The sequence below is a fragment of the Robiginitalea aurantiaca genome, assembly GCF_030380815.1.
In the GTDB taxonomy this organism is placed as follows: domain Bacteria; phylum Bacteroidota; class Bacteroidia; order Flavobacteriales; family Flavobacteriaceae; genus Robiginitalea; species Robiginitalea aurantiaca.
Genome location: NZ_JAUDUY010000007.1, coordinates 19,406 through 40,722 on the forward strand (window position 1 = coordinate 19,406; position 21,317 = coordinate 40,722).

Here is a 21,317-nt window from a genome sequence, read left to right on the forward strand (position 1 = left end):
AGAGCGATGAAGAATTTAAAAAATATAATGCTGACAATCGGGGCTATTGCAGGTTTTGTTTCCTGTAATGACGCCATTGAAATCGATCAGCCCGGACGTCTTGATGCGGAAGCCGCTTTTAGTTCTGTGAATGATTTGCAGGCTGGCTTGTTCGGAGTTTACGACAACTACGATATTTCAACCGATATTGCGTTTCAGTCCATTTTTACAGATGAACTCTCCATCGGTTTTGATAATGGTGGTCAGGGACTGGCAGATTACGGATTCGTGCTGAATGCGGGAAGTACGGCCCCCTTTACCTTTTGGACCGATGGATATCAACAGCTAAATGCAGCCACACGGTTGATCGAAGCAGCTGAGAACCTCGATCCAGATTTAATTGCAGAGGATCCGGAGCTTTACGATAAGGTTTTGGGAGAGGCTTATGCCTTAAGAGCCTGGGGTCACTTTATTCTCTTATCCTACTTTAGTACGGACTATACAGATAACAGTGCCCTTAGTGTAATTAACCTGGATTTTGTTCCGACCATTGACCAGCAGTTGCTGCGGAATACGAATGGGGAGACTTTTGAACTGATCCAGTCAGACCTTAGTCGGGCCAATGGGTTGTTGTCGGATGATACTTCCAACAGGACGCGAATCAACAAGGATTTCATTACTGCGCTGAGAGCACGTATTGCAGCCTACCGTGAGAATTACGCGCTGGCTGCAACGCTGAGCCAACAGCTGATCAGTAAGTATCCGCTGGCTAACCGGGCAGAATACGAGGCAATGTTCCTCGATGAGTCCGATGGTGAGGTTATCTTTAAGCTGGAGCGTACTAATAATGACAACTATGACGGACAGGGGGCTACAGGCAGCCCTGCGGCCGGAGGATGGGCTGGAGCTCGTTTTGCATTTGTGGATGCCACGCTTGCCGGATCACCGTATTTCGAGATGGGCCGATCATTGTTTAATATCATTGATCCAAATGACGTGCGATACGAGGTCAATGTAGCCCCTTCTAGTATAATCGATCCGGATTATGAAGAAAATCAAGACCCGGCCACGGATATTATTGTGATTCAGAAGTACCCCGGTTCTGAAGGTCAGCCTTTAATGAACGACCTGAAAATATTCAGGGCTTCAGAGATGTACCTGATCCGTGCCGAAGCTGCTGTAGCCCAGGGTAACCTTGACGTTGCTGCTGGCTTAATCAAAGAAATCAGGGATGCCCGCTTCGGGGAAGCGACTACAGCTCCAAGTTTCTCTTCACAGACCCAGGCTTATGCCGCTATTCTGGATGAGCGCAGAGTTGAGCTGGCATTTGAGGGGCACAGATATTTTGATCTCAAGCGTTTGGGGGTTCGAGCGAATCAGGGAGTCTTAAAGGACCCGATCGATTGTGCGTTTAATGGTGCATGTACGCTTTCAGCAGATGACTTCAGGTTTACATTACCACTCCCTATTGTTGAGTTTAATGCGAACCCAGGTCTTCGTGAACAACAAAATCCTGGATATTAATATAAAAACGATTAAAATGAGGAAGTGTTTACAAATTCTTTGTTTGAGCCTGGGGGTACTGATCCTGACTTCATGCGAGGAAGAGGTTGCCGAGTTTGACGATATAAATGGACAGACCTATGTGAGGTTTGCCAGTTCAATTGTTGAATTGCCTGTCGTTTTTGACTCCAGTGCCGAAATCGAAATTCCGGTTCAGGTCAATACAATCTCGGAAACGGAGCGCACCATTACAGTCGATGTGGTTGCCACGGGAGCTGAGAATGAAGCGACGCCCGAACAATACAGTGTTGGAAACTCGGTTACCATACCGGCAAATTCCTACCGGGGGACTCTTTCCTTTACCGGCATTGACAATGGAATTGAGATCGGGGAGACCAGGACGGTTACCTTAGAAATCACGGACATCTCCGGCACTTCTGATGCCAGTTTAGATGTTTTCCGCAGGACTACTGTGAATCTGTTTCAGGTTTGCCCGGTCCCATCCGACTTCTTTATTGGAGAATATCAGCTGACGACGACTGCCCCGGGTATTTTTGGTTCGGTGGTTTTTGGGCAAGCCGTGGTTACCCTGGAGCAAGGGGATTCCAGCAGTGATGCCCGGAAATTCACCTCAGAATTCGTCTATCCTGAACTGGGGACTTTTGGCCCTGTCACCTTTAATTTTACCCTGGTATGCGGTACGGTCCTTGTTGCGTCCGGACAGGATATGGGCATTGGATGCACGATCAATACAAACCTGGGACCTTCAAATACTGCGGGAGGCTACGAGGCTGATGATGATTCCATCCTGGTCATCGACTTTGTGGATGATGAGGGAGGTAGAAGTTGCGCTGCCGAAACCAATGCGTCCATTACGCTTACAAAGATTTAAGTTGTTGTCTTTCAGACAGGTTTAATGCTTCTAACATCGGGAAGTGCCAGAGGTGTACCTTCCCCATGGGTTTTGGGCTATATTTGGTTGAAATAACCTTTTTAAACGACCCGCCATGAACCCTAAATTTCGTGAGCTAATCTATGCCCTGCTCGGACTTCAGGTAGTGTCCTCACTCCTGGCCCTTAGCAATGGTGAGTTTCTTTTTAAATCCGGTTCAGCCGGAATCGGAGCGCTGATCCTCCTTTTGTTTTCTTCCAAAAAGCGATTTGGAACCCCCGATCTATGGATGCTCATAGGGGCCTTTGTGTTCTCTATTGTAGGGGATTTTTTCCTCTCCACCCGGGATGGGGACACCATGCGATTTGTCTACGGAATTTTCTTTTTCCTCCTGGCGCATATCGGGTATTTGAACTACTCCCTGTATCAGGGTAAAATTCACTGGGGCGTTACCGCCTTGTTTTGCGGGGGCTATCTTATTTTTTTCTTTACCTCCCTGTATCCGGCTATTTCGGACGTGGTGTTGCTATGGGCGGCCCTGGCCTATCTTTTTGTTTCCTGTTTTTCCCTGGGTACCGCCTGGGGCATTCGTCTGTCAGGATGGGCAAAAAGGTGGTATGTCTTTGGGATTGTGTTGATCCTGTTTTCGGATACGCTCATTGCCATTGCCGAATTCATGGCCAACGACCGATGGGATTTCCTGGTCTTGCCCACCTACTACCTGGCCCATATAGTGATTACATGGTCCATCTGGCAGCGATTTCAGTCGCCGGGGGCTGTAACTTAAAGTCGAAGCGATTTTGAATTCATTTTCCTACCTTCCCTGCTGTTATTTAAAATTACGTGTCAAATACAGGATGCTATGAAGGGGAAAAATTGCGTGGTAACCGGGGGTAATGCCGGTATTGGTTATGAGACTGCCCGCGCCCTGGCGGAAGCAGGTGCCAGCGTGATTATCGTCAGTCGCAACCTGGAAAAAGCTCAGACCGCCGTGGATTCCCTAAAGGCCCATGCCCCTGACAGCAAAATAGGCTATGTACTGGCCGACCTGAGTTCCACGAAATCCATTCGCGGGGCAGCCGATGAGATCCTCCGGGATTTTGGTACCATTGATGTCCTGGTCAATAATGCGGGTACCTGGTTTTCCAAACTGGAATTGACCGAAGACGGGATCGAGCGGCAATTCGCCGTGAATCACCTCGCCTATTTCCTCCTGACACGGGAATTACTGGGGGCCCTGGCCAAAGCCCGGGATGCCCGCATCATTTGTGTGGGTTCGGATTCGCACTTTCACGGCAAATTGCATTTCGAGGATGTTTCCCTAAAAAACAACTATCACGGACTTCGGGCTTATGCCCAGTCTAAGCTTGCCAATGTCATGTTCGTCTATGAACTGGACCGGAGGCTGAAAGAAAAAGGTTTGGAAAATATCAGTGTCAATTGTGTACAGCCCGGACGGGTAAACACAGATATTGGACTAAAACACACTATTTCGTTTCACGCCCTGGCCTGGAAAATCCGAAGACTGGGAGGGCTTAGTCCTGCGGCAGGGGCTGCTACCTCGGTATATCTGGCATCGGAAGAAGGTGTAAAGGGTCAAAGCGGGAAATACTGGGATAAATGCTGTCCCAAGCCCTCCTCTCCAGGTTCTTATCAAAAGGAAGATGCGGCCAGGCTATGGGATATCTCAGAATCCCTCTGCGGCATACAGGATTACTTTGAGGGGCTTACCCGGGTATAGGACCTGAACATCTGTTCGAGAATCCGCATTTTAAGGTGCATTGGGATAAGTCTTTGCAGTCGGTTGATCCAGCGGTTCATCCTGCCCGGATTGATGACCAACCTGCCGCCGAGTAAATTTTTTATGGCGTAGCTGGCTACCTGGTCTGGGTATAGCATCATCATCCTGGCCTTTTTTCCCTGGGCTTCTATCCGTTTCAGGCCCTCTTCATTGGTGAGTACGGGCCCCGGGCATAGGACGCTTACCCTGACGCCATACCTCCGGACTTCCTGGTTCAGGGCAAGGGAGAACGCATATATAAAGTTTTTGGTTCCTGTGTAAACCGCTTTGTAGGGCAAAGGAAGGGTAGCTTCCATGCTGCTGGTATTCATGATGTAGGCCTCCCCCAGCTTTTTGAGGTCCGGAAGGAATTGATGGGTCAGGGCGATATAGGCCTTGGTATTCAAATCGATCATCTGGCAATACCGTTTAAGGGCTATATCTTCCAGAAAGCCACTTTCACCTATGCCCGCGTTGTTTATGAGGTATTTCACAACAAAGTCATTCTCTTTGCACCACTGATGAATCGCAATGGCGCAGGCGGGATCCGTAAGGTCTGCGGGGTAGGTCTCCGCCCGGATGTGGAAATCCTCCCGGAGGTCCTTTTGGATTTGGTATAACTCGGGAGTGTCCAATGCCACCAGCAGGGTATTGATCTTCCTTTGGGCAAACTCTTTGGCTATTTCACGGCCAATGCCCAGACTGGCTCCTGTAATGAGGGCGTACTCATGTTTTGATTCCATACGCAATAAAAAATCCGTTGAATCTCAACGACTTAATCTCCAAGATAGTGATTTAGAAAACAAACCGTGGTATAGCTGCTCTATTACAACGGCCCTGGGCATATTAATTCAATGTACTCTTCGTTTTCACGATTGATATTTCCTTCATAACACATTTCATTCTGAGTATGGTCCTATATTTCCCATCAAAAATGACCTTGGAATGACCTGGCCATTTCTCCTCAATGCCGAACGAATTTTGGCGACGGCATAAAAATATTTGCTTAAGTCAGATGCCGTATTAAATAATAATCGTAATATTGCGATAGAATTAGAGAGAATCCGATGGGCACAACCAAAACTGAAATTTTTTCCGACCACCAGAACCAGATCGCATCCTTTGCAAAAGGATTGGGCCATCCGGCGCGCGTAGCCATCTTAGAGCACTTGTTTAAACTGAATGCCTGTGTATGCGGAGACCTTGTGCAGGAAATCGGTTTGGCGCAACCGACAATTTCCCAGCATCTCAAGGAGCTGAAGAATCTGGGTTTAATAAAGGGAAATGTAGATGGGGCCAGGGTATGTTATTGTATTGACCATGACAACTGGCGGGATATGAAAGAAGTTTTGAATGCATTCCTGAATATAGACCAGGCAACTTTGGATGCCAGCCATTCGATCTGTAAATAAAACCAAGCGTAGTATAAAAACAACAACGATGAAAAACGAAAGTGAATTAAAAGATTTGGTGCGTGAGCGATATGCGAAAATCGCCCGGCAAGGCAAGGTTGAAAATGCTTCTTCCTGCTGTGGGGCGACGACCCCTTCCAACAAGGTGTATAATATTATGATGGATGATTATACGGATACCGATGGCTATGTCGAGGACGCTGATTTAGGACTTGGCTGTGGTCTTCCGACCCAGTTTGCCCAAATCCAAAAGGGGGACACCGTAATCGATCTGGGTTCGGGAGCCGGAAACGACTGTTTTGTCGCACGTCATGAAACCGGGGTGGAAGGAAAGGTAATCGGTATTGATTTTACACCGATCATGATTGAAAAAGCCCGAAGCAATGCGGAGAAATTAGGTTATAACAATGTAGAGTTCAGAGAGGGTGATATCGACAACATGCCGGTTAACGATGCGGTCGCGGATGTAATCGTTAGCAATTGTGTCCTGAATTTGGTCCCGAACAAGAAAAAAGTGATCGGTGAGATTTTTCGAGTCCTCAAGCCGGGCGGACATTTCAGTATTTCCGACATTGTACTGGTGGGGACCCTCCCGCCGGCCCTGAAGGAGGATGCCGAAATGTATGCAGGATGTGTTGCAGGCGCCATTCAGAAATCTGAATACCTGCATCTGATCGAAGAGCAAGGCTTTGAAGACATTCAAATACAAAAAGAGAAGCCCATTGCCATTCCCGGGGATATCCTTGAAAAATACCTTACAAAAGATGAGGTAGCAGACTTCAACAAGGGTGGTACCGGAATATTTAGCATAACTGTATTTGCACAAAGGCCGGGAGGTAACCCTGGAAAGGAACGCATCAGCCTATCGGAGATACAGTCCGCGAACGATTGCGATCCGGGTAGTGGGTGTTGCTGAAACAACCCCTCTGCCGGGTCCAGGTGTGGCCTGTGAACTGCCTTAGGGATTAGAAGTACCCAGTTGACGGGGAAACGAAAAGATTGCTTTTTGATTCCCCGTTTTTATTTTTTCATCCTGTCCAATTGGTGTTGGAATTATGCTGAATAATTAGGTACTTAAAGGTCTATTTAAATACCTTTTCACAAATGCGAAAAAAACTGCTCTTACTCGGATTACTGGTCCTCCTATCAGGCCATGACATGTACCTGAAGCTGGATTCCTATTTTCTGCCCCCGGCGACTCCAGTGGAACTGCACCTCTACAACGGTACCTTTAATAAAAGTGAAAATGTCATTACCACGGATCGCATGCTGGATGTGAGCCTTGCAGGCCAGGGAAGGCGGGTTGCTGTGGAAACATCTCAGTGGAGCGACCGGGACAGCATCACAGTGCTGAACTTTACCACAGGGGATGCAGGAACCTGGGTTGCCGGGGTATCTACTGCACCCCGGAATATCGAAATGAGCGCCGGGGATTTCAACAACTACCTGGAGCACGACGGAGTGCTGGACATGCTGGAATGGCGACGTGAAAACAACGCCATGGATGAGCCGGCTGTCGAGAAGTACTCCAAACACGTTAAAGCCATTTTCCAGGTAGGTGATAAAACATCCGAAGACTGGGCTACGGTCCTTGGGTATCCCATCGAATTTGTCCCCCTTGAAAATCCCTATGACCTCCATCCGGGCCATACCCTCGGGGTAAAACTCCTGCTCGGTGGGCAGCCTCTGGCTAACCAGCTGGTCTACGTAGGTTTTGAGGGCAATGGCGCAGATGCGCAGGGGCATACCCACGAGGAAGGACAAGACCATGACCACGACCACGATTCTGAGGCAGACCACAGCCATACCGGGGGTACACAGGTCAGGACAAATGAGGAAGGCATCGCTCAGGTTTTTCTGCCGGCCAAAGGCACCTGGTACCTTCGGACGATCCACCTGGTCGCTTCTGAAGTTCCGGGACTCACCCACGAATCCAATTGGGCCACCCTCACTTTTGGTGTGGGGGAGGGGCACGCCCATACCCATACAACCGGGGTGGAAGCCGAAAGTGGAAATGATCCTGCGGCATCAGGGGATAACGGAATTCAGGATACCACGCCTGCCTATTGGTATGGGTTGGGCGGGGTTTTGATTCTGGCAGTACTCTATTTTATTTTCAGGCGAAAAAAAGGCTGAAAGGGGATTCAGATTTCAGTGGAGGGCTCCAACCCTTGGACCCAGGCAATAAATATGCTATTCTTCAGGTTTGGAGGTCACCGTATCCCCGGACGGAGCTTCCTGCTCATCAGGTTCCTTCAGGCTATACTTCATCCTGAATTCGGGTGCGGCCTCTACGTTTTCCTTGTCGCTCACCTTGGCCTTCTGTACAACGATTTCTGTGCTCGGTTCTTGAGCCTTTAAATAGGAATCGACTTTGCGGATCATGGTATTCATATACCCAGAAGCGAGCGAATCAAGACCCTTGGCAGCGGCGTACTGCATTAGCGATCCATCCAATCCCAGGCTGTCGGAGCCTGCCTGTTGAGAAATATACTTTTCAAAGGCTTCCCGGTTTTCTATGGAGTCTTTTTTGGTTTCCTGCATAAAGCCCTGACTGAGTTCAGACGTTGCCATAATGGTTTTAAGGGAATCCTCACCCACAAAATTGATTTCAACAGACAATCCTTCTTTTTGCCTTTCCAGTTCAAGGATGAGGTCTAGTTGTCGCATGTGATTTTCGGTAAGGGCAGTATCGGGGTATTGCAATGCAAGGCTTCTAAGGTCGTCAGGGTCTGCATCTATAAACCGTGCCAGCGGTAGAACGGGATTGTCCGTGGTGTCGAAGATTTTCTTTTTTAGCGTAGCACCGATAAGTGCCCAGGTGTCCACTTCCGGATCGTTCATATCCCCGCGTACGGGAACGTCGAGTTCGATATCCCCGTTCTTGTCCTTCAACAGCCATACCGCAAGCTTTAATGGGATTGCAAAAAGCCCGCCTTTTATGTTTTCAACACTTACATTTTTGATCAAAAGATTGTTTTCACTTTCCAATTGTCCACCTGTGATTTTTGTGTCTGAAAAGTAAAACATATCCCCATTTAGGATGGAATGCCCGGTGTAATAACTCGAATAGATATTCAGGTCGGAAAGTACAAACTCCTCTATGCCAATATCGATGTCCGCATAGGTTGGATCCTGGGGGTTATAACCAATCTCCGCCTTGAGTTTACCCCGCTCGTTCAAAAGCATGGTAGCTAAAATATCTGTCCATTCACTATCGCTATAGATGCTGTCTGCATCGATTTCGATCTGGCTGAGTCCGTAGTCAAAGGGCTGGCCGGTCAGATTGTCTGTATAGTCCATTTTACCCTGATTGACCTTCAGGTTCTGGACTGCGTAGTAAAGCGCGGTACTATCCGCGGTGGCTGACGGCTCAACTGTGGTTAAATCTGATACTTCTTCATCCAGTTTAAAAATGCGAAATAGGTTGTTGGAAACGGAATCGAGTTCAAACTTCAGATAAGGCTGTTCAAAGGCCAGTTCCCCGATGCGGTAAGAATTCCCCGAATAGTTGATCTCGTCCAGGACACAACGGATACTTTCACTGGACAAAAAGGTAGTATTGCCATTATCCTTCATTAGGGGTTGTACCGCATTGACCTCCCCTGACAGCAGCGTTTCCATAGGAGTATCGATATTTCCCTTAAGTACGAGTTCCGCATTGACTGTACCTCCCAGTTCGCTGATTTCAGCATAAGCTGCGGCGTATTTATTAAAGGCATTCAGCTGGAGACCGGAAACTGTAACATTGCTCAGGAAGTCACCCGTTCCCGGGTTTACGCCGGTTTTGGATGTAACCGTTCCATAGGGGCCCAGATTAAAGGTGATTCCCGCCTCACTGTCATTTTGCTGGTCCCACATAATGATAGGGACCAAAAGGTCTAAATCCGTAATTTCAGTGGTCTGATCTACTTCGGCGTCGTAGAAATTGACCCTTCCATTTTTCAGCTCCAGGTTTTCGAGGATATATTTGAATTCTTCTTCCGCCTCGGATTCTGCCACAGTGCTGTCCCCGGCCGTATAAAAGGCGATAAGGTCGTCGAAGTTATACGCATCCCCGTCTTTTGCAATGTTCACAGTGAGCCCCTCTAAATAAAACTGATCCAGTGCCTTGATGTTTCCCAGGTATTTATAGGGTACGGTATTGACTATCAGCGTATCAAAAGAAGTAAAGACGTCCTGCTCATTCGCCTCGTACATTTTGAAGTCGTAAACCGTGGCCGTACTCGTAAAATAGTTAAACTTGAGTTTTCCAATATCGATTTGACGCCCGAGGAGTTCCTTGCTATTCCTGATTGTATAATTTTTTATCAGGACCGGCAGGAATATCAGGGTGAGTACAATAAGTGCCAGCAACCCGATACCCGTGTATTTGAGAATTTTGCGTTTAGAGGCCATGTAATTGAGTTATCTGATTTTTAAAGAATGGACTTCAAAATGCAATAACAAGTGGGTTGCTAATTCCTGTCTTCCTTTAACCCCCTACCTGTGGGGTTTAGAGGGAAGTCTGCCCATTTACATTTGGAAACTAGTAAATATAGGGAATTGGTGTTTTTTGTACTTGAAGCGACCTGATCTTTTTGTGACATTTCGGCAAATGTTCTCAAATCTGAGTCACTGGAGTGAAGACTATTTGCGTCTCGGGTCTTTTAAGGCCCAAAAAAAGCCCTTAACATCCGAAACCCAGGTATCGTACATAAAGATGAGGCAGATTTCTTCAAGGGTCTCCAGGATGCCCGCCAGAATCATCAGATAGAAGAGCCAGTAGATCGGACCGAAAAAAAGTGTCCAGACGATAAATACAGCCTGAAGCACTGCCGAACCCTTGGCGAGATAGGTGTGGAATGCGGTGGTCTTTCCGTATTTGCGAAAGGCGATGGCCATTTGTATAAGGTATGGAATAAAGGCCAGGCCAATAAGGAGGAGGTTTTCCCGGATAAAATTGGTTTCAAAAAGAAGGAGTCCTGATAACCCGACGATCAGAGTGAGTTGATCCCCCAGCGAATCGAGTTGGGATCCCCTGGAACTGCTGATCTTAAGCTTCCGTGCCAGATATCCGTCGACGGCGTCTGTAGTGTAACTGATCAGAAGAAAGAAGGCAAACCAATAGCGCATCCCAAGGGCCAGGAAGAGGATCAAAAAAGGTGCGGCCAGAATTCGGTAGAACGAAAACCAGTCAGCGATATTGAATTCTTTGAAAAAATTTCTCATGACCCCTGGGAAATCTACCGTAAATGTAGCATCCTCAGAAGTGTCGGGAAATGATAAAGGTCACACCTGGAATTTATTCGGTTTCACGCTCCGAAATGCCCAGCGTATCCTCATCGGAATTCTCCGGCAAATTTTTGATAAAGACATCCCTTTGGGGAAAGGGTATTTTAATACCGTGGGCACTGAATTGATTAAAGATTTCGACGTTCACATCACTCTTTGCCCTGAGTCCCATATCGAAAGGGACCCAAAACAATAACCTGAAATCCAGGGAGCTATCGCCAAACCCGGTAAAAAGGACCATCGGCTCTTTCTCCGTAATCACATAGTCGAATTTTAGGGCGCAATCCCTCAAAACACTCAGAACCTCATTCGGATCTGCATCGTAGGTGGTCCCAATGAGTATTTCCACCCTTTTGATACTGTCGGAGAGCGTCCAGTTTATCAGGTCATTTGAGATCAGGTTGTTGTTGGGCACCACAACCTCGGCTCCGTCGTAGGTGGAAATGTTGGAGGATCGGATGCCTATTTTCTGGACTTTCCCAAACAGGTTGTTTACTTCAATGGTATCCCCGGGGAGGATGGGTCTTTCGAACACGAGGATGAGTCCTGATACAAAATTTGAAATAACGTTCTGAAGTCCAAAACCAATACCCAGTCCGAGGGCTCCTGCCATCAGATTGAATTTGCTGAGATCCACCTCGAGGTAGGACAATGCGAGGATAATACCAAATACGACTACCAGGTAACGCAGTACCAGAGAAATAGCTGCAGGGACGCCTTTGGGCAGCCTGAGAAAGCTCAGGGCTCCGTAAGAGTCCCCAATCAGGAAGGCGATCAATTTGGAAATAAAATAAGAAAGAATCAAAACCAACAGGAACATTAAAACAGCCTCCAGGGTAAAGGTCAGATTCCCAACTTTATAGGGTTCGGTCATCAGGCTGCTGAAGAAATCTGAAATGTTGCGCCATTGATCGATGATTTTCAGGAAGGAGATTGAAAACAATACCGTTACCGCAACACGGAGGAATTGCATCGTTCTCCGTTTAAGGAAGGCAAGTTTAATCAGGTTTGGACTCTCAGATCTCTTGAAGCGCTGTTTCAGCCAGCTTATTACAATACTCTCAAGGACCAGCAACAGGGCATATACAACTATGACCATGATGCCCGATTGTGTGCAGACCTTTAAGCTTAAATCGGCCAGGTTGGTATATCCAAGGATATTGGCGATGACTGATCCTACACAAAGCAAATACACGACGGGAACCAGCCGGATCATGAATTTACCGATATTGGACTGCATCTCATGACGCGTTTTAAGGTAGGGGTGTGTAAAATAATACAGCCCACCAATCATCAATAACGCCTCAAAAATCATATAGATTCTGTAGTGACCCGAATAAAACCATACATACGTCTTAACGGCATCCAAAATCATAAAAAGCAGTGCGAAGAAAAGAAGCGGTTTAAAGCGTCGCGGCAGCCGATGCAGGATTAGGAAGATGGACAACGTAAGTAAAACCAGATTCAGGAAGTCCCCGAGGTTCCGGGTACCTGACACAAATTGAAGTTTTGTGATAAAAAATAACAGGAAAGCCAGGACTACCCCCGTCATCGTGTAGATCAGATAAGACTCCGAGCCCGTCTTTGAGGCCTCTTCCTCTCCAATGGCTTCGGAAACCCGTTTTTTCAGATAATAAATAAAAACTGTCAGGAGTACAGACAGGAATAGGAGCAGGAATAGTTTCGCCTTATGGGTTTGAAGCATCTCCGAGATCCTGGAAGAATAGTCAGAAAAATCCTCATCATCTATCCCCGATTTATCTTCCGCAGAATTCGGACCAAAAGAGATGGTCCAGATGGGAGGGTGCCTCTGGTAGAAAAGGTCGTAGGTTTCTGACCCTTTCTTTTCGTACAAAAGCGTCAATACCTCGTTGGAGGTTTCCAGCAATCTGTTAATGCGTGTCTGGAGTCTCAGGTAATTGTAATTGTAAACTTTTGTCTCTTCAACGATCTCATTGAGTTCTTTGAGCACGCCCTCAATATTGCTGAGGAGTTCCCTGGGAACACCCTGCTCTTTTGCCTTTTCATAGGTGAGTTCCCAAACCTTTGTTTCCGATTTAAAACTTTCCAGAAGCCGCATGTTCCGGTCAACATAGGTCATGATTTCGGATTCCCAACCGGACAGTTGTACGATATATTCTTCCCATTTTTTAATCAGGTTATCTATTTTAGGCCGATTGGGATTTAGGGTAATAAACTCTCTGGATGACTCCTCCCTTTCTTTAATAAAATCATTTGCAGGCAGATACAGGGAATCAATGCGTTTTAAACGTTTTCCCGGCTGAATTCTTTTGGAGTTCACCTGGATGACAGACTTAAGATCCTCTATTTCAGTAACGATCCGAACAACGGAAATGGCTTCGACCTTCTTCTCTAATGTGGAATCCTGAGTAATGGCATTGTCGGTTTGAAATGCAAAGGAGGCTATTGGCAGGCACAAGAAGAACAGTACCAATACGGGGTAACGGTAAAGTCGGCTAATCATAATTTTTCAAATGTTTAACTCAGCTGCAGGAGTGGAAATCCGCTACCGGGATGGTTTCAGATGGTCTCCTTCCGGAATCTAAAAGTACTACAATATTACAAAGGTAAATAGCCTGGAGATAACAGCTATGACCTGCTCCATGGAATTATTTCGCAAGATGCTCTCATAGGACCTGTGGTTTCAGTGGAATACATGTATTCATTCTGTCTAAAAACCAGGCGGACCTGATTGGGGTATTTCCCTGGTTCAGTGGCCTGCAAATTTCCGATTGCCCCCCAGCTCCAAATTTGGTTTGCGCAGGTCTGTTTGAGCTACAGGGAAGGTACTAAAAAACAAAAGCGCATCTACAGGATGCGCTTTCTGACCTTCCACAAAGTGTTTTTAAACAGGGACGCTCTCGGTCATTTTAGTTTTCGCCAGTTTTTCAATCAGATCGGGCACCTTTTCAAAAGCGGCTGCCAGACCACTGGTTTTGCCCGCCTGCAGGAATGATATGTGGTCTCCTTTGGTAACCAGAAAACCGATGGGCTCAATACCCATACCAGCACCTGCTCCGGCACCCTGACCTTTTCCTTTTTTAACTTCCGTACCTTCTCCACCTCCTGATCCAAATCCCATGCCCAATTTGATAACGGGGACACAGGTAAATTCTCCCAATTCAAAGGGTTTGCCCACTACGGTCTCCGTATTGGCCTCTGACTTCATAAATTCTGTGATTTTTTCCAAAACTTCTTCAAAATGTAAGTCCATGATGTTTGATTTAATGATTAATAATTGCGTTAAGAAAATAAATAGGTCGGTTTACGATTTTCAGCAATAGATGGTTCCGGTTGCGGAAATTAACCTGAATGTCTCCACCCCAGGGCTTCAGTATACTACAAACCGGATAGAGTCGGGCATTGGTAATCGGATCTCCGGTATCGAGTTCCATCTGAAATTGTTTTATTTCGAATGTCCGAACCAATCGAATCCATTTCGCACTGCGAAGGTCCGGTCCCTTTCCCTTTTTTGGTCTTGACGTTCTTTTTTTTGTCCGGCTTTTCAGCGCGCTGAGGTCTGAGGGTCGCCAGTAAAAGTCCATAAACAGTACCTTCAGATGAATGCGAAAGATTTCGACAGCATCCTTTTCCACGGCTGCCCTTCCCAAAACTCCAATGCGGAGATGATATCTGTCCCGGTATGTGTCCAGGCACAACTCCAGCGGCATAAAGAGCAGGTAGGCGAGAAAGCCGAGCACAGAGACTATAATGACAGCCCAAACCATACTAATGTCCTTAGCGATGTTCAAAGGAAGGGTGTTCCGGCAAATCTTGAAATGACCTGTATCAATTGCAGCCTGATTTCAGGTCCCTTCCATACCCTTCATGCATCAATACACCTGAGAAGTGACCTTTGTCATGTGCTTCTATGATCAGGAAGCGTATCTTTTCAATGGATGGATGAGACCATACGGTTTGGTCTCATATGCGAATAAAAGGCTTTTTGGCCCGCGCAGGCCATGATAACCGGGATACTCCCGAATCTCATTGTTAAGAATTTCAACTAAATCCTAAAACTCAATCCTATGAACCCACTATTTATTTTCGGAATGCTTCTGCTCCTTCTATTTTTTTCGGGTATCCGAATTGTCTATGAATACAAACGCGCCCTGAAATTTCGTTTCGGGAAATACGTGAAGACCCTCAATCCCGGGTTCCGCTGGATCATCCCTGTGGTGGAAACGATCCAAAAAGTGGACATCCGGGTGATTACCATCAACATTATCTCTCAGGAAGTGATGACCGAGGACAATGTGCCCTGTAGCATCGATGGCGTGGTATTCTTTAAGATCAGCAATGCAGAGAAGGCAGTCCTTGAAGTAGAGGAATACAATTTTGCGATCACACAACTCTCGCAGGCTGCCCTGAGGGACGTATGTGGTAAGGTGGAGTTGGATACGATCCTTTCCAAGCGGGAAGAAATGGGGAAGAATATCAAATCGATCGTGGAGCATGAAACCAGCGACTGGGGCATTGATATCATCGATGTAAAGATTAAGGACATTCAGTTGCCTGAGAATATGCGTCGGATGATGGCCAACCAGGCAGAGGCAGAGCGCTCCAGGAGGGCTCGGATCATCCTGGCCCAGGCAGAGGAACAAGCCGCCACCGCATTGCTCTCCGCGGGTAAAATGATCGACCAGTCGCCCTCCGCCATTAAACTGAGGCTGTATCAAACGCTATCGAATATTGCTGCGGAGAAAAATTCCACCATTTTATTTCCCTTTCCCGAGGAAGTGCTCCCCAGGAACACCAAAGGCAAAACCGAGTAGGGCAGAGGAAGAGTTTACGGAACGAGGGGAAAATTTCGTATTTTAAGAGCTCAAACCTCGATCCATTGTTTCGCATCTTTCGGAAAATTCGAATGGAACAGATGAAAGGCCAACGCTTCATCAGATACCTCCTCTATGCTTTCGGAGAAATTGTACTGGTCGTCCTTGGCATACTGATTGCCCTCTACCTGAATGAGCAAAAGGAATATCGGGAAGACCGGGCTAAGGAGCTTACCTATCTTCAGAGTTTTCAGCAGGATCTGGAGCGGAACCTGACGGAACTGGATCGGGTACTGGAGAAGTCGAACAATATCATCCAGTCCAGCGATTCCCTGCTCGCCCTGGGTTCCGAGGGGCTCTCAGCGTTGCCTTCGGGAAGTCTGAATTCCCTGATGGACGGTCTTTTGGGATACACCAAGCACATGACCCGACAAGGAACTATTGAAGATCTGTTGGGAAGTGGCGATCTGGAAGTGATCCGAAACGACACCATCCGCAGGGCCATGGCCACCTGGGATGCCGACCTGAAATTGGTCCGGGAAGTTGAGGTTGATGTCAAGGATTCCTTTTCGAAAACGATCGATTACCTGAACCAGCACATCCTGATGCTCGACGATCCCCGAACAGCCTTTGAAAAAGAACAATTACTCAGTAAAAGGGTATTTCTAAACCACCTTTTTGACAGGGCCATCACGGCTGAGTTACTCAATGAATCCTATGCGCAATTAAAGCCTGCATGGACGTCACTTCATTCAGAAGTGATTTCGGAAATCCAAAATCTTGAAAAAGAAACGGACTAAGCGAGTTTATCCTTAAAGAAATCAGTGGTCCTGCTCCATGCGAGTTCTGCAGCCTCTTTATCGTACCGCGGGGTAGTATCGTTGTGAAAACCATGGTTTTTATCGGGATAAAAGAACGCCTGATACTCCTTTCCATTGGCCTTCAGGGCAGCCTCGTACTCCGGCCACCCGGCATTGACGCGCTCATCCAATCCGGCGTAATGCAGCATCAGGGGCGCCTGAATTTGCGGAACCAGTTCTGTAGGAGGCTGGCTCCCGTAAAACGGAACGGCAGCTCCGAGTCCAGGGATCCGTACCGCCATCATGTTGGAGATCCACCCCCCAAAACAAAATCCGACAACCCCTACTTTTCCGGAACAACCCCCCTGGTTTTTCAGGTGGACGAAGGCAGCGATAAAGTCTTCGAGCATTTCATTGCGGTCCCGTTCACGCTGCATGGTCCGCCCCTCGTCGTCATTGCCGGGATAGCCCCCAAGGGGGGTCAGCGCATCGGGGGCCAGGGCCACAAAACCGGCCAGGGCCGCCCGCCGGCAAACGTCTTCGATATAGGGGTTCAGGCCCCGGTTCTCGTGGACCACAACAATACCTGGCAAGTCGCCTTCCACCCCTGTTGGTCGGGCAAAGAGCGCTTTCATCTCCCCACCTCCATTCTCGGAATTATAATTGATATAGGCGGACTGTACCCGGGGGTCGTCCTGACGCACCTGTATCTTGTTCTTGTAATCCGGCATCATAAAACTCATCAGGGACATGACCGTAATCCCGCCCACGGCATAGGTGGAGAGCTTGTCGATAAACTGCCTGCGGTTGAGTTGGTTGTGCGCATAGGCATCGTAGAGGTCGAATACTTCCTGTTTAATATCTTCTTTTCTCAGTTTTTTCATGATTTCGGAATATTAATGGTAAGGGTTGATCTTCTCAAGGTAGTAAAAATATTTAAGCCTGGATGGGGGATCGCATCTATTGCTGCTACGGGGTTTTTAAGACTTGCAAGTAAGTATTGCATGTTCCTTGGTTTTGGTTTTTTTAATCCCGACAGATAAGTCAATTTATTCGAGTATTTATTATCTGGTTTTTTACGCTAAAACAATGCGTTACCCGGTTAGGATCGATTTAAGCCCATCTTGTGGGTATAATTGATATCAAAACTGAATACATACTGCATAATTATTCCTATTTTTAGAACCATGATTAAAGCGGTTATAGCACGGAGGGTGGTTTTCAGAACTGTTCCTATCCTTTTCTCAATGGTCTTTTTTTCCATTTTTGTTTCCGCCCAGGAACAGATTGAGAAAAGGGGATCAGATCCCATGCAGAACAAAATCCGAACGGACTCAACGGAGGTAAATGCCCTATTAAACCAGTCGGAAGGCCAGCGGTTTTCGAATCCGGATTCTTCCATAATACTTGCACGACAAGCCATTGAGCTTTCAGAGGATATCAACTTTGAAGTTGGGAAGGCAAGAGGATTCAAAAATATAGGTCTGGTTTATGGCGATAAAAATGATTTCGGTGATGCCCTTGATTATTTCAATCGTTCTCTAGCCGTATATAAGAAAGAATTGGATACCGCTGGCATAAGTGCTATTCAAAACAATATAGGTTCTGTTCACCAAACCATGGGGGATAATCCCAAAGCACTCCAGTTTTTCATGCAGTCGCTAAGGAATGCGGAAGTCGTTCAAGACCCTCTGCGAATTGGGACAGCCTTTGTAAATCTCGGCACAGTATATTCCAATGATGATCTGACCTTGGACCAGGCGAACGAAAATTTTCGGAAATCTATCCCATTTTTTGAGGAAATAGACTACGTCCTAGGGCTGGCTGTAGCCAATGTTAATATCGGAGAAGTTTTTCTGAAACAAGCTGAAATTCACAATAAGAAATCAGAAACCCTTCTGGAGCAGGAAAAAGCAAGACTTTCTATTCCCTATCTGGAGGATGCCCTTGATGGTTTCCGTGAAGTTGGTATTGATCCTGCTACACCTTTAAATCTTTTAGGACTGGCATACCTTAGAATGGGTCAACTTGAATCCTCCCAGGATTATTATCAGCAGGGATTATCTTCTGCACTCGAAAAAGGGACAAAATCTGAGGAAGCCAAGGCTTATATCGGTTTAGGTAACTCCTATCTGGAGGAGCAGAATTCGTCCCTGGCAATTCAAAATTTCAGCAAAGGACTGGACGTGGCAAGGGAAACCGGCTTACTGCGTGAAATGAGCGAATCACTGGAAGGTCTTTCCAAAGCCTATGCCCTGAGAAGGGATTATCCGTCCGCCTATCGCGCACAGCAGGAGTTCGCTGCTGTCCAGGATTCCCTGCGCAGAGAAAATTATGCCAACGAGATGTCTGAACTTCGCACGGTATTTGATTTGGAACGGAGGGAAAAGGAAAATGATCTGTTGAAAGCGGAAAATGCCCTCAATGAAATTCAAATTGAGAAAGATGCCCGTGATAAAATGCTCCTTAAGATCATTTTGGGCCTGTTCCTGGCCATTATCGCAGGTTTTGTGTTTCAGTTTTTCTACATCCGGCGCACCAACAAGCGACTCGCTTTTGAGCGAAACCGATCAGAGCAGATCCTGCTCAATATCCTTCCGAAGGAAACAGCGGATGAACTCAAGGAGAATGGCTTTATTAAAGCGAAGGAATTTGAACAGATTACAGTATTGTTTACCGATTTCAAGGCCTTTAGTGTGGTTGCAGAACGTATTTCAGGTGAAATGCTCGTAAAAAGCGTGGACTACTATTTCAAAAACTTTGATGCGATCACCGAGCGTAATAACGTAGAGAAAATCAAGACCATCGGAGATGCCTATATGTGTGCCGGGGGAATTCCAACACCCAATTCAAGCCATGCAGAAGATGCCTTCAGGGCTGCAAAAGAAATTCTGGACTTTGTTAAGGAAACAGAACTCAATCCACCTTCGGGCGTTTATCCTTTCAAAATCCGGATAGGACTAAATTCGGGTCCCGTGGTTGCCGGGGTGGTGGGTGTCCGTAAATTTGCGTATGATGTCTGGGGAAATACAGTGAATATTGCGGCGCGTATGGAGTCCAGTTCTGTTCCCGGCCGCATCAACGTTTCTGAATCAACATATGAATTGCTGAAAGACAAACACCAGTTTTCATATCGGGGTGAGATTGAGGCCAAAAACGGTAAGATGCTGAAAATGTATTTTGCGGTCCTCGATGAACTGGTAACCGCTTAAGAATTTCAGAGGTATTTAAGGGTTCCAGCCCAAAAAAAATCATATATTTCCCTAAGATTTCAAAAATCCCCCGAAACGAAAGATATATAAAGAGGGTTTTTCTGCTTGGGAAATACAATAATAGCCAACTGAACCGGTTTTAGTTATGGGAGTAATCATAACAAAGGCCGAAAACGCCTATGGACTTAAATAACCGCAAAGCGTATCCGGAAGTTTGCCATAGAATCCTTGAGGATCTTTCCAAAAAACTTCCCGAGCACCTGACTTATCACTGCCTTGAGCACACCATTGATGTGGCCAATGGATGTAATTTTTACATCGATCATTATATGATCTCCGAACCTATTGCCAATTTGATTCGCATTGCGGCGGTTGCCCATGATTACGGGTATATAATTGGCCCCAAAGATCATGAGGAACGCAGTATCCTGGAGGTACGCCCAATGCTGACGGAATATTCCGAGAATGAACTTTCACTAATTGATGGAATGATCCGGGCGACTAAGGTGCCTCAAAAACCTCAGAATCTCTATGAGCAGATCCTGGCGGATGCGGATCTGGACTACCTCGGCCGGGAGGACTACCCGGAATTAAGTGAAGGCCTATATCGGGAATTCCTTTATTTTGGGGTCGTACAGAACGAATCGGACTGGCTCAATGTTCAGGTCGGGTTTCTTGAAAACCATCGTTTTAATACAGATTGGGCCAAGCTCAATCGCTCTGAGAGAAAAGGACAAACACTGAATCGCCTTAAGGCCAAGGTGAATACTTTACAGCAGTCAAAAAAAGCTTCCTAGAGGATATAGATGGTTGCCAGGATGGTCAGGGCGCCTATCGACATGGGAATAAAGCTGTAAACCAGGTTTCTGACCGAGTTGTTCACGTCTGCGAATTTCTTGGATGCGATCAGTGAGTTTACATAAATCTGTTGTCCTAACTGTCCATAGAGATCATCCTCATTATCCAATAATTCATTGAATTTTTTTGAAAAAGATCGAATATCCCCGTAATGGGTGATGACATCGTAGAAGAAGAACATGTTCTTGTCAAATTTTGTCTCAATCTGGGGTAGGAAACACTGAAAACTGTAATAGATGGACCTAGCTACGAAAATGATGAAAATCACCATTACCACGATAAGAAAAGTGCTGAACTTAAAACTGGTTTCCACTGTTGTGGCAATCTGGAATATAGCTCCCAGAAACAGGCCGTAGAAAGAAATGATCAGTCCCGCCTTGACCTCAGAGGTCCTGTTAAGGTCATAGATATAACCGATGGTTTCCCAGTATACAATGAGCTTTTCCTCCGGCGTCAAATTCTCAAGGTCCTTTATTCTTCTCATTTTACAGGGTTGATTCTGCATAAAGGTAATAAATATTCGAAATGGTGGCGAAGGCTTCCGGGGGAATTGATCGGATCGCGAAAAGGGGTGCGGCTCAAAAATCGGAAATTCGCAGAATTGTTGTTGTACTTCCCACAAAGCTTCCTTTAAACGTTTTTATGCTGAAAATCAACGTTTTTCGCCATTGGTGTTTTAAAATTTTGTATTTTCACGTGCTTCTTAAGGCTAAAAGCATAGTAACAAAAATAACTTTGGCCTTTTAGGACTTCCCCAAGTCTTATTACATTGGATTTCTAGCGTTTGGGCTTTTGCTATGGCCTAAACAAT

Annotated in this window: 19 protein-coding genes; 11 read left to right on the plus strand and 8 right to left on the minus strand. The window is 46.5% G+C overall.

Annotated features, from left to right (window positions below):
- Positions 1-6: 6 nt before the first annotated feature.
- From QU605_RS12230 to QU605_RS12245, 4 genes are all read left to right on the plus strand, one after another.
- The gene (locus QU605_RS12230; protein ID WP_289725607.1) at positions 7-1,503 is read left to right on the plus strand and encodes a RagB/SusD family nutrient uptake outer membrane protein; all 1,497 of its coding nucleotides are present in this window, start codon (positions 7-9) and stop codon (positions 1,501-1,503) included.
- Between the two features lie 16 nt (positions 1,504-1,519).
- The gene (locus tag QU605_RS12235; RefSeq protein ID WP_289725608.1) at positions 1,520-2,374 is read left to right on the plus strand and encodes a hypothetical protein; all 855 of its coding nucleotides are present in this window, start codon (positions 1,520-1,522) and stop codon (positions 2,372-2,374) included.
- 115 nt (positions 2,375-2,489) lie between these two features.
- Positions 2,490-3,161 (plus strand): lysoplasmalogenase, encoded by a 672-nt coding sequence (locus QU605_RS12240; RefSeq protein ID WP_289725609.1) that lies wholly within the window; start codon positions 2,490-2,492, stop codon positions 3,159-3,161.
- Positions 3,162-3,236: 75 nt separating this feature from the next.
- A complete protein-coding gene (locus QU605_RS12245; protein WP_289725610.1) occupies positions 3,237-4,115 on the plus strand; it encodes an SDR family oxidoreductase in 879 nt (292 codons plus the stop codon).
- On the opposite strand, the gene QU605_RS12250 is transcribed toward QU605_RS12245, so the two are convergent.
- Entirely contained in the window at positions 4,088-4,897 is an 810-nt protein-coding gene (locus tag QU605_RS12250; RefSeq protein ID WP_289725611.1) for an SDR family NAD(P)-dependent oxidoreductase, read from the minus strand. The genes QU605_RS12245 and QU605_RS12250 overlap by 28 nt on opposite strands.
- Positions 4,898-5,221: 324 nt before the next feature.
- On the opposite strand from QU605_RS12250, the gene QU605_RS12255 reads away from it, so the two are divergent.
- The 3 genes from QU605_RS12255 to QU605_RS12265 all read left to right on the plus strand — a co-directional run bounded on the left by QU605_RS12255 (position 5,222) and on the right by QU605_RS12265 (position 7,702).
- Positions 5,222-5,566, plus strand: a complete 345-nt coding sequence (locus QU605_RS12255) for an ArsR/SmtB family transcription factor (protein ID WP_289725612.1) — start codon at positions 5,222-5,224, stop codon at positions 5,564-5,566.
- 28 nt (positions 5,567-5,594) lie between these two features.
- Positions 5,595-6,482, plus strand: a complete 888-nt coding sequence (locus QU605_RS12260) for an arsenite methyltransferase (RefSeq protein ID WP_289725613.1) — start codon at positions 5,595-5,597, stop codon at positions 6,480-6,482.
- A gap of 188 nt (positions 6,483-6,670) precedes the next feature.
- Entirely contained in the window at positions 6,671-7,702 is a 1,032-nt protein-coding gene (locus QU605_RS12265; protein WP_289725614.1) for a DUF4198 domain-containing protein, read from the plus strand.
- A 57-nt stretch (positions 7,703-7,759) separates the two neighbouring features.
- On the opposite strand, the gene QU605_RS12270 is transcribed toward QU605_RS12265, so the two are convergent.
- The 5 genes from QU605_RS12270 to QU605_RS12290 all read right to left on the minus strand — a co-directional run bounded on the left by QU605_RS12270 (position 7,760) and on the right by QU605_RS12290 (position 14,613).
- Entirely contained in the window at positions 7,760-9,964 is a 2,205-nt protein-coding gene (locus tag QU605_RS12270; protein ID WP_289725615.1) for a DUF748 domain-containing protein, read from the minus strand.
- A 231-nt stretch (positions 9,965-10,195) separates the two neighbouring features.
- On the minus strand, positions 10,196-10,777 hold the full coding sequence (locus tag QU605_RS12275) for a CDP-alcohol phosphatidyltransferase family protein (protein ID WP_289725616.1): 582 nt from the start codon (positions 10,775-10,777) through the stop codon (positions 10,196-10,198).
- A gap of 73 nt (positions 10,778-10,850) precedes the next feature.
- Positions 10,851-13,325 (minus strand): mechanosensitive ion channel family protein, encoded by a 2,475-nt coding sequence (locus tag QU605_RS12280; RefSeq protein ID WP_289725617.1) that lies wholly within the window; start codon positions 13,323-13,325, stop codon positions 10,851-10,853.
- Between the two features lie 381 nt (positions 13,326-13,706).
- Positions 13,707-14,075, minus strand: coding sequence for a GerW family sporulation protein (locus QU605_RS12285; protein WP_289725618.1), 369 nt, complete (start codon positions 14,073-14,075; stop codon positions 13,707-13,709).
- Positions 14,076-14,085: 10 nt separating this feature from the next.
- Entirely contained in the window at positions 14,086-14,613 is a 528-nt protein-coding gene (locus tag QU605_RS12290) for a hypothetical protein (RefSeq protein ID WP_289725619.1), read from the minus strand.
- Between the two features lie 276 nt (positions 14,614-14,889).
- On the opposite strand from QU605_RS12290, the gene QU605_RS12295 reads away from it, so the two are divergent.
- A complete protein-coding gene (locus QU605_RS12295) occupies positions 14,890-15,636 on the plus strand; it encodes a slipin family protein (protein ID WP_289725620.1) in 747 nt (248 codons plus the stop codon).
- Positions 15,637-15,701: 65 nt separating this feature from the next.
- Positions 15,702-16,436, plus strand: coding sequence for a DUF6090 family protein (locus QU605_RS12300; RefSeq protein WP_289725621.1), 735 nt, complete (start codon positions 15,702-15,704; stop codon positions 16,434-16,436).
- On the opposite strand, the gene QU605_RS12305 is transcribed toward QU605_RS12300, so the two are convergent.
- Positions 16,433-17,320, minus strand: a complete 888-nt coding sequence (locus QU605_RS12305; RefSeq protein ID WP_289725622.1) for a dienelactone hydrolase family protein — start codon at positions 17,318-17,320, stop codon at positions 16,433-16,435. The two genes, QU605_RS12300 and QU605_RS12305, sit on opposite strands and share 4 nt — an antisense overlap.
- Before the next feature lie 303 nt (positions 17,321-17,623).
- Here QU605_RS12305 and QU605_RS12310 point away from each other — a divergent pair, with 303 nt between their 5' ends.
- Together QU605_RS12310 and QU605_RS12315 are read left to right on the plus strand one after the other, a co-directional pair.
- Complete coding sequence (locus tag QU605_RS12310) at positions 17,624-19,648, plus strand: adenylate/guanylate cyclase domain-containing protein (protein WP_289725623.1); 2,025 nt, start codon at positions 17,624-17,626, stop codon at positions 19,646-19,648.
- A 179-nt stretch (positions 19,649-19,827) separates the two neighbouring features.
- Positions 19,828-20,445, plus strand: coding sequence for an HD domain-containing protein (locus QU605_RS12315; RefSeq protein ID WP_289725624.1), 618 nt, complete (start codon positions 19,828-19,830; stop codon positions 20,443-20,445).
- Here the strand turns inward: QU605_RS12315 and QU605_RS12320 are convergent.
- Positions 20,442-20,990, minus strand: a complete 549-nt coding sequence (locus QU605_RS12320; protein ID WP_289725625.1) for a Pycsar system effector family protein — start codon at positions 20,988-20,990, stop codon at positions 20,442-20,444. The two genes, QU605_RS12315 and QU605_RS12320, sit on opposite strands and share 4 nt — an antisense overlap.
- Positions 20,991-21,317: the final 327 nt, after the last annotated feature.